Origin of the sequence: Desulfonatronovibrio magnus (genome assembly GCF_000934755.1) — a bacterium.
In the GTDB taxonomy this organism is placed as follows: domain Bacteria; phylum Desulfobacterota; class Desulfovibrionia; order Desulfovibrionales; family Desulfonatronovibrionaceae; genus Desulfonatronovibrio; species Desulfonatronovibrio magnus.
On record NZ_KN882177.1, the window covers coordinates 91,317 to 104,929 of the forward strand.

Genomic DNA, 13,613 nt, shown 5'->3' on the forward strand with positions numbered 1-13,613 from the left:
TTCCAGGAACCAATGCAGTATCAATCTTTTTTATAGTACCTCGCGGGGACTGTCCCAATTTCCAGAAAAGTGACAGACTCGTAAAGTTACTCACAGGTTCGGTCCTGGTCCGCCCAGGTGAAGAGCTTACAAGTAACTGGATACGTTTTGCTAATAAATTCAAATCATTATGGTTTTACCATACAGATTGCTTCGGTCGTTTAGGCTTCCTCGTGGGTGACAGATTTTCAGCAACTACATCTGTAACACCTCATGTGTCATTGCGAGCGAGTCTTCGAGCGCGGCAATCTCTAACGTGCTAAGGCTACTACCTCTTTTTTTGTGGCTTAAGCCACATTTCAAAAAAACGGCTGGAGCCGCAAGAGTAAGACGTCCCCAGGCTGGAGCCTGGGAACGAGGGGAGATGAGAGCTTTGCGCCTGGCACAGCTTCCTGCCCGGAGGCTTACAGCCCGGAGGGGGACTGTCCCTCGCTGTGTAAATTTTGTCATCAAACCAAATTTCTTACAGAAACCAATGCAGCATCAATCTTTTTTATAGTACCTCGCGGGGACTGTCCCAATTTCCAAATATGGGACTGTTCTTCAAGGTGGAGGCGGCTTCCAGCCGCCTGGAATTAAATAGCCTGCAGGATGCAGGCTCCACTTTAAAGACAGTTACTCGCAGGTTCGGTCCCGGGCCGCCCCAGGGGAACAAATATGTGACAGTTCTTCAAGGTGGAGGCGGCTTCCAGCCGCCTGGAATTAAATAGCCTGCAGGATGCAGGCTCCACTTTAAAGACAGTTACCCGCAGATTCGGTCCCGGGCCGCCCGTGTGCTGAGCTTCAACCATCCACCTTCTCCCTTCAGCCTTCAGCCTTCAGCCTTCCGCCTTCCACCTTCCGCCTTCTCCCTCTCTCAATTTTCCAAAGTCTTATTCTTGACGAGCCTGGCCCGGGCGATCCAGGTCAAAATGCCCAGCATGAAAAATGCTCCCGGAGGCATGACCATGATGGTCCATTGGTACCACCAGATGTCTTTGCCAGGCAATTCATAGCCCATAATGGTGCCAAATCCTAAGGGTTCCCTGATTAGAGCTATGGCAATAAGCACCAGTGAATAACCCAGTCCTGCAGCCAGTCCATCCCAGAAAGACGGCCATGGCTTGTTCTGGGAGGCAAAGGCCTCAGCCCGGCCCATGATAATGCAGTTGGTAATAATCAGCCCGACATAGGGCCCTATAAACCGGTGGATATCCGGGCTTACCGCTTTAATGACAATATCCACCATCATTACATAACTGGCGATAATCAGTACCTGGGTGATCATGCGCACCCGCTTGGGGATGTGGTTGCGCAGAACAGACACAGTAACATTGGACATGACCGTGGTGAAGATCACGCCAACACACATAAAAAGGGTATTGGCCAGCAAGTTGGTTACAGCAAGGGCCGAGCATATGCCAAGAACCTGACGATAGACGGCGTTTTCTGAAAACACGCCCTGCTTCATTATATTGCCGGGTGTATTAATCATGATCATCCCCCAGGATATTGGGGTTATCCTCAACCATTCTTTTGAATGAATCCAGTTCCCTGTTGAGGGAATCCATCAGGGCCTTGGAAGTCTGGGTGGCCCCGGTGATGGAATCAACCTGATTTACAGGGTCAGGTTCAGGTGTAGTACCTATGATAATACGCTGGTTGCGCGGTTTCTCCCAGGCAATTGTTAAACCTTTAAATTCATTTTTAAACCATTCTTCCTCGATGCGGGCACCCAGGCCGGGTGTTTCGTGCTGCTCCAGAAACTGCAGGCTGAGCAGTGTTTCAAGGTCACTACTGAGAACAATCACTCCATTGATGACATCCCAGATTCCTCTGCCTTTAAAAATGAAGCCAATGGCAGGCTCACCCCTGTCGTCCCGGACATAGACATTCCATTGCCTGCCCTGATGAGTAATTTCCTTTTTAATCAGCCCGGTCTCAACTGCTTCAAGGTAGTGGGATGGGGTGTCACCGGTCACATCTAAGGAAAAGGCGGTGGTGAGAGTACGGTTCATATGCATGACTTCATTTTCAGCCAGCATGTCCCGGGTCAAATGATGGACCAGAGAAACCCCTGTTCCAAAAAAAAGGGTCAGACTCAGAATAAAGAAAACAGTATAGGCTGTGCTGTCTTTTTTCATGGTTTCGCCCTGGCTGCCTTGATTTTCTTCATCCATAGATCAAGAGACGGGGCCAGCATGTTACCAAGCAAGATGGAAAAGGCCACAGCTCCGGTGAATATGCCTTCATAACGCAGGAGTATAATCATTACCCCGATAAATATGCCGTAAATCCATTGGGTACGGGGTGTTTTGGGGGCGCTGACGGGTTCGGTGACCATAAAAACTGCTGCATAGATAAGTCCGCCGGACAAAAGAACAAACATGGGGTCTGGAACTGAAGACAGACCGAGAATGTATTTCATGAAAACAGTCATGGCCACGGCCCCGATTATGGGGGAAAGCATGAGCCTAAGCTGAGCAGCTTTATGATACAAAAGGTAGGCTGCACCCATGAGGATTGCCAGAGCACTGACCTCTCCCATGGAGCCTGCGCCCAGGACAAAATTATGTCCGTCAACAGGGATGATGCCGGCAATATGACCGGTAAAAAGGGATGTCAGATCAGTCATATAGCCGTAAGTCTGGGCAGCAAACATGGGGGTGGATGCTGTAATGGCATCTAATCCAGGGGTTTCGGTAAATGCAGGACCAACTGCTGTACTGGACATGCTCCAGCTGGTAAATCCTCCGGGAAATCCGCTGAAAACAGGAACAAACCTGGCAGTAAGCTCAACAGGAAAGCAGATCCACACAAAAGCCCGACCCACAATGGCAGGATTGAAAACATTTTTGCCAAAACCGCCAAAGGCTTCCTTTCCAAACAATATGCCCACAATTATTCCTGTTGCAGCCACCCAGTAGGGGACTGTCGGTGGCAGTGCCAGTCCATAAAGCAGAGCAGTAACAAAGCAGGCCTGGGTAACTTTGCCGTTGCGGCGTGATGCCATTATCCATTCAGTAAGAAAGGCAAAAACAGCGCATATAATAAGGACCGCCAGCACTCTGAGACCGAAATAATATACAGCGGTCAGGATCATTGGAATCAAGGCGATCATGACCTTTTGCATGGGTTTTTGTTTGAGAAATTTTGGTTTTTGCATGTTATGGTAAATACATGGTTGGTAGCACTCTCAGTGGCAGAGCTGTCATTAGGTTTCAAAAAAAGGTATGCAGGGAAAGAATGTATCCTTTTGTGGGCGGGGTTTGTCAAGGGTTAAAATCTGCAGGGTACTTAGCTGCAGTCTAATTATTTGATACTGGCTATAAGGAAACACCAGATAACGGATAACAAATAACAGATGACCAGTAACCATAGTCTTATTATACAAACTTTCTGTCAAAGAGCAGGTGCGTGAAGTAACCAAATACTGAAGCAAAGTAAAAAGGCAGAAGGCTTTTCCAGGGGATATCATAAAAAATAATGGGAATGATAAAGATGATCATGGGTACAGCAAACATGGCCCACCAGGTATGTATCCAGCCCCTGTGCCTGGCCACAACAGGCAGCATGGCGCAGAACCCCAGAACTGCAGCCCATTTGTAATGACCAAGGACCATGAACGTAAGATTGATAATGGCAAGAATGGTATAGAAAAGTTTTTGACCAACTGAATCCGTGTCAACATCTGGAAAAAGACTGCCCAGGACAACAAAGCCCATGAGCATAAGGGCAGTAAGGGGGTCAGGAGTGTACCACTCCATCCAGTTTACTGCCGCCAGGGTTCCGGCACCAAGAACTACGGCTCCAGCTGCATGCGCCTTGTATCCGGGCATTACTTACATCACCTCTGAAAATTGATAAGAGAGACACGAATTTTTTTGACTTGAGAGAACATACAGTGTAAAAATAATCAGGTTTATGTCAATAGCCGGTTTTCAAGCCTGAGCGCTTATTTTTCAAGCTCGCTGTCAGGTACGTAATGCAAATCTCTATCAAAAGATAAAGTTATGGACGACCAAATACCTATAGTTGATGTTTCCCTCAAATGTCTGGACCAGGATCGATCTTTCAGAGTCCAGAAGAGAATGCATGAAAAGATTGATGATTATGCTGAATACAATTTTACATCAATCCAAAGCAGTGCGCTCAATGTTTTCTTTGATCTGAGTCAGGAATTTGAAAGTTTTGATGACCTTCTTTCAGTTAGCGTACTTATCCCCAAGGTCTTTTTCAACTTAGACTGCAGTCTTTACCTGCTCAATGAAAACCGGGCCGACAAAATCACCACCTGTTTTTCTGACTGCCCTGAACCATACAGCTGTGAAGAGACACTGGTATTCTGCTCCAGGCCCAAAACAGTAAACAATTGCCTTTATCTGCCCATTAAGGGTAATAAAGAGCTTATTGACCAGTTACCATTTAATCCTCCCATGCGGCTCATAGGCATGCTGGAAGTTTCACCTGCCAGTCAGATTTCCTGGCACGAAAGTCTTTTTTTTGAAAAATTCGCTAATCGTGTGGGCTTCCAGCTCCATTTACGTCTTATAAGCCGCAAGAACCAGGAACATCTGTATTTCATCAGAACTCTGGTAAAAGATATAGGGCATAACGTAATAGTTCCCAATATGTTTTTTAAGCTATATTACAGGCGCCTTGAAGCTAATATCAATGCCCTGGGTGAAATGAAGCAGGATTTAACTGAACTTTTTTCAGCCGGATCAGACCCGGAAACCAGTCTGAAATCCCAGGCCAAACTCATGGCTAAGCTCAAATACATACATAATGGACTGGATGAACAGTTTGGTGAAATTCTAAGACATTACGAACAGACCAGTCTGTTTCTTGAAACATTGCTCAGACGCAGCCATTTTGAACAGGGCAAATATGTACTTGAAAGAAAAAGCTGTAATTTCAAGAGCCAGATTATTGATCCTCAGGTCAACCGTTTCTTCAGGGAGTTCAAAGAAAAGGGTATTGATATTGCCTTGGCCGGAGTCCCTGATCAGGAAATTGAAGTAGTTGTTGATCTTGGACTGATCAGCCAGGTTTACGCCAACCTGTTTTCCAATGCTTCCAAGTATACCAGGGCTGTATATGACTTTGCAGGTAATGAGACCAAATTTATTTCTTATGGCTGGGAGCATAAGCCCGATTTCTTCGGTCCTGGTCTTCATGGCATCAAACTCAACGTATTCAGTACCGGACCTCATATAGCACCTGAAGAACAGCAGAATCTTTTCCGAGAAGGCTTCAGGGCCGGCAATACAGAACAGGAACAGGGAACTGGACATGGTCTTTTTTTCATCCGCGAGATTGTAGAATTGCATGGAGGTGAGGTAGGATATGAACCAACACCACTGGGCAACAACTTTTTCTTTATCCTGCCTTTGACCGAGCCTGAGCAAATTTTGATATGAAGTATCTTTTTTTGCCGAGCTTGTTCAAAGTTTTCAGGGTGGATTGTGGAGGGTTAAGGCTGAAGGCTGAAGGGTTAAGGCTGGAGGGTTAAGATTATGGATCTTGGGCATTATTGTTTTTGGTAAGCTACTAAAAGTCTTTTTTCACATGTATTGCCAAGGATACAATGTTTATGTAGAAAAATTCCAATTGCCTTCTAAATTGGTATGTTTTAGGTGTTTTTTTCCGGCTTGATTTTTTATCCTGCAGCAGTCCAGATTTACTGGAGAGTCAAACTTTTTTGTAAGCTCCTCACCCGGGCGGACCAGGACCGAACCTGCGAGTAACTCATAACACCTCGTTCCCAGGCTCCAGCCTGGGGACGTTTAGTTCTTGCGGCTCCAGCCGCTTCTTCAAAATGTGGCTGGAGCCACAAAAAAATAGGTGTTCCCAGGCTGGAGCCTGGGAACAAGAGCAAATATACTGCAATTTGTAAGTATTTGATTTTATTGTCAATATGATTCTAGTTACTTGTAAGCGCCTCACCCGAGAGGACCGGGACCGAACGCGTGAGTAACTTTAAGAGCCTGTCACTTTTCTGGAAATTGGGACAGTCCCCGCGAGGTGCTACAAACAAGACTGATGCTGCATTGGTTCCTGGAAAAAATTTGCTTAAATGAAAAAATTTACACAGCGAGGGACAGTCCCTTTGCCAGGCGCAAAGTTCCTATCTTTGACGGAATTTTTCAGGCAAATGTGCATCAATCATAAGCAAAAATCTTAAAAATGTGAAAACTGTAAGTATCTGATTTTATTATCAAAACGATTCCAGTTGCTTAGAAGTGTTTGTTCTGATTACATTTTTTGAAGCTCAATATGTCTTTGGGCTTCGACCGGCTATCTATCCAAACTTATTGACTATAAACTCTAAAAAAGAACCCAATTCTTAAAAAAAACTTCGTGTCTTGCGCTGTCAATTTCGTTGTTTTGAAATTTTTTCCACTAAGCGCTTCAATTCTCTAAAGGCTTTCATGAAGATCAAGCACAAAATATTCATACCATTGGTTCTGGTGGTCCTTTTTTTTGGAGCACTGGGCTTTTTTATTGCCAATCATCAGTTGGAGAGAATCAAGGGCTCTTTTATTCAAAAGCTTGCACTGGAGAAGCAGCTTAAAGTATCCCGTCTTTTTGATCTAATGGCCATAAAGGCCATGGAGCAGGCCTCCATATTTGCCTATTTTCCAGAAGTTGGCAGGGCATATGATATAGCTTTTCAGGGCGATATTGATGACCCTTTTGACCCTTATGTGCAGGAGGCCAGGGAGTATCTGCGCACCTCTTTGTCTGAGCATGTCCAGAGCCAGGAAATGCTTTATGGTCCAGGATCAGAGTTGAGGCTGCATTTTCATTTACCCAACGGTTTAAGCTTAGTGAGAATGTGGCGCGAAAAAAACGCTCTTGCTGAAGACGGAAGCATGGTGGATAAATCTGACGATTTAAGAGATTTTCGGGCTATTATAAGTAACCTCATAATGTCCCAGAAGCCTTTATATGGGATTGAAATAGGACGTGGAGGGCCGGCTCTGCGAGGAATAGTGCCAGTTTTCAGTCGTCAAGGCGAGTATCAGGGCTCTGTGGAGGTTTTATCAGAGTTTGATGTTTTATGGCAAAGTCTTGATTTTGAAGGACTGCATGAGCTGAGTCTTTTCATTCCGGACCAGTTTTTGGCAATTGTTGGCGAACCTGACGGTTTGGACGATGATAAGCGCCATTTTGATGATTTTGTTTATTTTGCCGGTAATGGTCAGCAAAATGACGGCTATTATGTACAAAGGCAGGATCTGGTAGCAGGCCAGAATACCCTGCATGTCAGGTCGCAGCAGTGTACAGCAGTGGCTGCCTTTCCCCTGAGGGATTTCAGTGGTCTGCCCATAGGTGTGATGACCATGGTCCTGGATATCAGTTATGAGCAGAACCTGATCAGCTATTTGCGGCTTTTATTGTGGGCTGTGCCCCTGTGCATCATGGTTGTATTTTTTGTTCTTGCCAGGCATGTGCTGGGCAAAGCTGTGCTGGATCCCATCAGTAAAATCAGAAATCAGATGAAAACCATTCAGTCAGGCAATGTTCAGGATATCGGGGCAAGGCTTGAGTATCATGGTAATGATGAAATATCTGATCTTGCCCGGGATTTCAATTCACTCATGGATAAGCTTCATGAAGTGATGAGTATGAACAAAATAGTACTTAATGCCATACCTGATCCTGTTTTTGTCGTAGATTCCAACTTTCAGTTCATCATGGGCAATGTGGCTACCAAAAATATCGCTGGAATTCGTAAAACCCGGGACCTGCGCAATATGACCTGCAGTCTGGTGTTCCACGCCAGTTGCTGCGATACAGAGGACTGCCCCATTGACACCCTGAAAAGAGGGCTCAAGGTGGATTCTGAAAAAATTATCCAATGGAACCGTCCAGGCGGCAAAACCATGTATATCCGTCCGGTTGCCAGGGTTCTCAAGGATCGGGATGGAAATGTAGTGGGTTATTTAGAGCTGGCCCATGACGTAACCAATTTGATTATGCGCGAAAAAGAGCTTGAGGAAAGCAATTACAATCTGCAGGACCTCAATGATCAGCTCGAAGAAGCATTGCGCAAGTATAAAGAGGCTGCCCAGGCGGCTGAAAGTGCCAGCAGGGCCAAAAGCGAATTTCTTGCCAATATGAGTCATGAGATCAGGACACCCATGAACGGGATCATGGGTATGACCGAGCTTGCCCTGAACACCAAGCTTTCCAAGGAGCAGCAGGAATACCTGACCATAGTCAGGGCATCTGCCGAGTCTTTGCTGAGCCTGATTAATGATATTCTTGATTTTTCTAAAATTGAAGCAGGCAAACTGGATATCGACCATGCTCCATTCAGGCTGCGGGATACTGTAGAGGATGCCGCACGCAGTCTTGCCATGCAGGCTCACAATAAGGGTATTGACTTTAATGTCAGGATCGATCCAGTGCTTGAAGAAGGCTTTATTGGAGATGGAGACAGGCTGCGCCAGATCATAATCAATCTTGTCTCCAATGCCATTAAATTTACAGAGCGCGGTGAGGTTCAGCTTAATGTCAGAGAAGCAGACGACGTGCTCATGGATGACTGCGTGAAGAAGTTTCATGCTGAAAATAGGTTCAGGCAAGTTCACTTTTCTATTTCAGATACTGGCATCGGGATCAGCAGTAAACATCAGAAGCATATTTTTGATACCTTTGTCCAGGTAGATGGAAGTTCCACCAGGAGACAGGGCGGAACCGGACTGGGTCTTGCCATATGCAGGCAGTTGATTGAGCTCATGTTAGGCAAAATTTGGGTGGAAAGCGAGCCTGGTAATGGCAGCACTTTCCATTTTGTTATTCCGCTGGATTTAGCGTCTGAAACCCATGAAACCGAAGTGTTCGGTGATGCAAAGCAGTTAGAGGGAGTCAGAGTGCTGGTGGTTGATGACAATCAAACCAACCGCCGCATTCTTGATGAAGTGTTGAATTACTGGGGTATGGAACCGGTGCTGGTGGAAGGGGGTGCTGCAGCTATTGACTTACTTAAGGGTACAGCTGGACAGGCTGATCCTTTCGAGCTGATGATTCTGGATATTCATATGCCTGACATGGATGGCTTTGAAGTGCTGGACAGGATGCGTAATCTTGATGGTGTAGAGCTTCCAAGGGTTGTGGTGCTCACATCCGGTGGAATAAGGGGAGATGCAGCAAGGCTTCGAGAGTTAAGTGTTTTCAGTTATATGCTTAAACCTGTCAAACAGTCAGTCCTTCTCGGTACGCTTATAAATGCCATCAGTGGTCAGGAAGTTGATGAATATGTATCCATGGAAGCAGAGCCTGACATGCTGTCCACTCCTTACGGCCTTAATATTCTTCTGGCCGAGGATAATGAAGTCAACCAGAAACTTGCCCGGCATATTTTAAACAGACATGGACACAAAGTGGAAATTGCAGAAAATGGTCTTGTTGCTCTGGAGCGAATCAAATCCACCTCCTATGATCTTGTGCTTATGGATGTTCAGATGCCTGAAATGGATGGGTTGGAAGCAACCAGAATAATTAGAGAGGAAGAGAAAGTCACAGGTGGGCATCTTCCCATTATTGCTGTTACTGCGTTTGCCCTTAAGGGTGACAGGGAAAGATGTCTTGCAGCAGGGGCAGACAGTTATGTGCAAAAACCAATCCGCAAGGATGATCTTTTTCGGGAAATGTCAGCAGTGTTGGGCATGAAAGGTGTTATTGAATCAGAATCAGATTCAGAGTCAGATTCAGAGCAGGACACAGATCATCATGATCAGGGTCCTGCATCGCAGGAACTTGTGCTCCTGGACAAGGCGCTGGCCAGAATAGATAATGATGAAGAGTTACTCAAAGAGCTTGGTCAAAACTTCATGGACTCGTACCAGGACTATATGAAAAAAATAAAAGCTTCCATAATTGCCGAGGATTATGAAGCGCTTACCCGGGAAGCACATACCCTGAAAGGCATGCTGGGGGTATTTGCTGCTGAGCCTGCTTTTGAAACCGCAAAGTCCCTGGAATTTGCGGGGCGTAACAGGCAGTCATTTTCTGAAGCCTCAAAACTCTTTGAACAGTTGACAGAAATTATTGAACCAACTGCTGCAAAAATTGAAAACTATGTGGGAATTTAGGGACTTGCTTTGCCTGGCAGCATCTCTTGGTGTATATCGGGATTCAACTGTCACACTCATGACTTACACCCCGGTCCCGGATCGAGTCGGGGATGACTGATCCGGGGGCCAGTATTTTGCATTTCGATTTACAAGAAGGCAGCTTAAGCTTTCAAATAAATTGTTTCGCTATCTGACGACTTGCTGCTCCTGCGAGTCTCGGATCCTGACTGTTCAGATTCCATGGATTTCAGGTCCCACAGCCTGTCCGAGGCCTGTTTTCTCATCACTTCTTTACCTTCTCTTATTCTTGATGCATTCCAGAAATGTTTCCGCGCATCCTGGTATTGCTTGTTTTCCATGTACAATTCGCCAAGGAGCAGACCAACCTGTTGTTCCTGTTCAGGATTCAAACTGGGTCTGGCATTATACATGGCATTGTAATACAATTCTATGGATCGTGATAATGAGTATCTATACATTTCCTCATCTTCTAAATCCTGATACAGCCACTTAAGTCTGATCCAGAGTTTAGCCTTGTGGATATCGCAGTTTCCGATTTCATTCATGCATTTATCTGCCATGTAATACTGGACAAACACATAATTGATATCATTTGGGTCAATTAAATGTATGTTGACCATTGATTTCCGATTGTTGGTATTTTCTTTAAGGAGGTTAATATTTTTCCTGGAAATGCTTTGGAAGTTGCTGTGGAAATTAGCATAACTGCATACCGGACACATCCAAACGGAATAGTAGATTGGCTCGAAATCGGCAAATCGCTGCCTGAAATCCTTATCAGTTGAAATTAGCCGCAGCTTACTAAGTTTCAGCATTTTTACATCAAACTGATGATCGCATACAGGGCAATAAATTGCTTTTTTAAAAGTGAAATTTTTATCGTCTGTTGCGATATTTTTTGAGTATGTTTTATGTGCAGGGGGAAAGAGGCCTTTAGGAGGCGGTGATTTTGAGAATTCACTGCTGCAGGAATCTCTACCCGACTGTTTCTCCTTATCCTGGTCAGCTTTTAGGGAGGACCCGTCTGATCGGGCTTCCAGATCATCTTTGCTGCAGTCCCAGTTTTGTGCCAACTGTTCATTGGAGGTTCTGATTCTACCGCTTAAAACCTTAAGTAATTTGTATGTCAGTTCAGGTTGATTTCTAATGAAATGTCGAAAATTTTTCTTGTTTAAAGCGATAGTGACAGTATCTTCACTGGCAATTATTGTTGCCGATCGAGGTTCATCTTCCAGAACGCTCATTTCACCAAAGACATTGCCTGGTTCTATTGCCGCCACTTCTATGGGGAATCCGTGGACAGAATTGATGTAAACGGCTACCTTGCCGGAAAGCAGGACATGCATTTCATCTCCAGGCTCACCCTGATGAAATATTATATCATCTTCCTGGTAGTTTCTCGGAGAGCCGATTTGTTGCAGATGTGCCAGATTCATGAAATATCCTCCTGAAAAAAAAATCCATCCCCCTCACAAAAGTAAACCCGCCAGAGGACAGTCCAAAAGCGGGTAATGCCTACAGGGCAAATATCAGGGCTAATATAAATTTCATATATAACTTTTTTTTCAGAAGGACAAGGTGATAAAAAAGGAGGAGGCATTATGGGTTTCTGAAGTGATAAAATATAAGCTGTTGAGGGGTTAGCAAGATACTGAAGGAAAAAATATAATGCATGGAGGACGATGGAATCAATATGCAAGCAGTTGTAAGCTCCTCACCTGTGCGGCCCGGGACCGACCGTGTAAGTAACTTATACCCCTCGTTCCCAGGCTCCAGCCTGGGGACGTTTTGCTCTTGCGGCTCCAGCCGCTTCTTTAAAATGTGGCTGGAGCCACCAAAAAAGAGATGTTCCCAGGCTGGAGCCTGGGAACAAGAAAATACCTGGATTCCGGCTTTCGCCGGGATGATGGCAAAAAGCAGTATTTTGCTTTAACCGTCACCCCGGACTTGATCCGGGGGCCAGTTTTTTTGAAGTTACTTAGAAGCCGGGTATTTTATTTTTTATGACCAATACTTGTCCCTTGCAAAATGGATGGTCAGTGCACATAACTATGTTACTGAAGTTTCCTCCCCCTGGGAACGCCGAGCCCCAGCTCGGCTTGCCTTATTCTTCACCACTCTCTATCACCCAGGCATTATCAGGGAATGCACTTGACCACCTCCAGTCCTGAGGGTTCCCGCACAACCCGGCCTTGACCGGATTCTGGTGGATGTAGTTTATAGCTGCATGAAAATGCTCTTCATTGCGGATGTAGCGGTCCCAGTAATCGCGCATCCAGAAATTACTCCCTTTCACCCCAAGCCCCAGGCGCTTATTATTGGCCATGGCCCAGCGTCCGGAGAAAGACTTCCATGACTGTACAATTTAGGACAGGGAATCCTTCTGCAAAATTAGAACATGGACATGAGTGGGCATGATGCACCATGCGAACAGCTGATATTTCTGTCCGTGAAAACGCTTCAGGGTGTCCTGAATTATCTCAGCCACTTCCGGATGTGCCAGTGCACAGCATCCAATTCCTTTATCCAGCCAGCTTTCAATCCTTTTCCTGCGCTCTGTTTCTCGATTATCCTCAGGCATGCACTCAAGTTCCTGTTCAAGATGAACCAGCTTGTCCCGGGGCAGAGAATCAGCAAGGCGAAAGGTAATGGATTGCAGGGTTTCGTCTGTGTCACAATGGGGGATGGGGCCTCGTCCATGGCATCCCTTGAAGACGTGTTTAGGCAGGTTTAAGGTTTGGCGGGACATGATGATTGTTTGTTCATGATGAAATGGCCGAGCCGGGACTCGGGATGCTTCCCTGGGGATTGCCAAGCCCCAGCTTGGCGTCTTATCTCTTCACTCTTCTTTCTTCTAGGCCGAGCTGGGGCTCGGCCCTCCCCAGAGACAAATCGCCTGCCCCTGCTTCCCTGGGGAATGCCAAGCCCCGACTTGGCATTTTCTTTTCTTCGTTCTTATTTCTTAACGGCCGAGCCGGGACCCTGCCCTCCTCAAAGTTGTGGGCGTTTTTCATGCGCAGCCGGAACAGATCTTCATCCTGCCTGCCGCTGGAAAACTCAGGATCAAAGCCCACGTCGCTGCCCCTGGCCTGGTAATAAAACTCGCAAAAACAGATTATCTTTGAGTCAGGCCAGACGTCTCTAAGAAACAAACCCTCGCCCCAGCCAGGATGTACGCAGATAACATCAGGAAAAAATCCCTGGGAACGAAGCTGCATGCCCGCCCTGGCCACTGCCTCCCCCCTGATGACCTTTACTTCCTGCTCAGACAGCCATGGATGAATCTCGGGGCTGGGTTTTCTTTTAATCCTCTAAACCAGTATCTCCACATTTGGCAGGGACACCCCGGTCCTGGTGCCCATGGCCACAACCCTGTTTTCCGGGTCAGCACCCAGGGCCGGGGCCAGATGCAGATACTGGCCGGGGAAATTCTGATGCACAAATAGGATGTTCATGAGGATGTCTTGATCAGCTGAGGTTTATATA

General features: G+C 46.1%; 11 protein-coding genes. 2 read left to right on the plus strand and 9 right to left on the minus strand.

What is annotated here, in order from left to right; all coding sequences use genetic code 11:
• Window positions 1-895: 895 nt before the first annotated feature.
• The 4 genes from rsxE to LZ23_RS16650 all read right to left on the minus strand — a co-directional run bounded on the left by rsxE (window position 896) and on the right by LZ23_RS16650 (window position 3,857).
• The gene (gene rsxE, locus LZ23_RS16635; RefSeq protein ID WP_045216017.1) at window positions 896-1,513 is read right to left on the minus strand and encodes an electron transport complex subunit RsxE; all 618 of its coding nucleotides are present in this window, start codon (window positions 1,511-1,513) and stop codon (window positions 896-898) included.
• Complete coding sequence (locus LZ23_RS22870; protein ID WP_052507460.1) at window positions 1,506-2,162, minus strand: FMN-binding protein; 657 nt, start codon at window positions 2,160-2,162, stop codon at window positions 1,506-1,508. The genes rsxE and LZ23_RS22870 overlap by 8 nt, the downstream gene beginning before the upstream one ends.
• Window positions 2,159-3,184: an RnfABCDGE type electron transport complex subunit D gene (locus LZ23_RS16645; protein ID WP_052507461.1), complete on the minus strand. Its 1,026-nt coding sequence runs from the start codon at window positions 3,182-3,184 to the stop codon at window positions 2,159-2,161. Before LZ23_RS16645 ends, LZ23_RS22870 begins: the two co-directional genes overlap by 4 nt.
• 220 nt (window positions 3,185-3,404) lie before the next feature.
• On the minus strand, window positions 3,405-3,857 hold the full coding sequence (locus tag LZ23_RS16650) for a metal-dependent hydrolase (protein ID WP_045216019.1): 453 nt from the start codon (window positions 3,855-3,857) through the stop codon (window positions 3,405-3,407).
• A 174-nt stretch (window positions 3,858-4,031) separates the two neighbouring features.
• On the opposite strand from LZ23_RS16650, the gene LZ23_RS16655 reads away from it, so the two are divergent.
• Together LZ23_RS16655 and LZ23_RS22875 are read left to right on the plus strand one after the other, a co-directional pair.
• On the plus strand, window positions 4,032-5,441 hold the full coding sequence (locus tag LZ23_RS16655; RefSeq protein ID WP_045216021.1) for a sensor histidine kinase: 1,410 nt from the start codon (window positions 4,032-4,034) through the stop codon (window positions 5,439-5,441).
• Between the two features lie 1,011 nt (window positions 5,442-6,452).
• Complete coding sequence (locus tag LZ23_RS22875) at window positions 6,453-10,124, plus strand: response regulator (RefSeq protein WP_052507462.1); 3,672 nt, start codon at window positions 6,453-6,455, stop codon at window positions 10,122-10,124.
• 143 nt (window positions 10,125-10,267) lie between these two features.
• Here LZ23_RS22875 and LZ23_RS22880 read toward each other — a convergent pair whose 3' ends face one another.
• The 5 genes from LZ23_RS22880 to LZ23_RS24240 form a co-directional block, all read right to left on the minus strand.
• A complete protein-coding gene (locus tag LZ23_RS22880; RefSeq protein ID WP_052507463.1) occupies window positions 10,268-11,563 on the minus strand; it encodes a DUF2225 domain-containing protein in 1,296 nt (431 codons plus the stop codon).
• A gap of 668 nt (window positions 11,564-12,231) precedes the next feature.
• Window positions 12,232-12,453 carry a hypothetical protein gene (locus LZ23_RS24785; RefSeq protein ID WP_198146030.1) on the minus strand — a complete coding sequence of 74 codons (222 nt, stop codon included), beginning with the start codon at window positions 12,451-12,453 and terminating at the stop codon, window positions 12,232-12,234.
• A 39-nt stretch (window positions 12,454-12,492) separates the two neighbouring features.
• Window positions 12,493-12,876 (minus strand): hypothetical protein, encoded by a 384-nt coding sequence (locus LZ23_RS24790; RefSeq protein WP_198146031.1) that lies wholly within the window; start codon window positions 12,874-12,876, stop codon window positions 12,493-12,495.
• Window positions 12,877-12,958: 82 nt separating this feature from the next.
• The gene (locus LZ23_RS22885; protein WP_084591116.1) at window positions 12,959-13,435 is read right to left on the minus strand and encodes a hypothetical protein; all 477 of its coding nucleotides are present in this window, start codon (window positions 13,433-13,435) and stop codon (window positions 12,959-12,961) included.
• A 3-nt stretch (window positions 13,436-13,438) separates the two neighbouring features.
• Window positions 13,439-13,582, minus strand: a complete 144-nt coding sequence (locus tag LZ23_RS24240; RefSeq protein ID WP_157493292.1) for a hypothetical protein — start codon at window positions 13,580-13,582, stop codon at window positions 13,439-13,441.
• Between the last annotated feature and the right edge of the window lie 31 nt (window positions 13,583-13,613).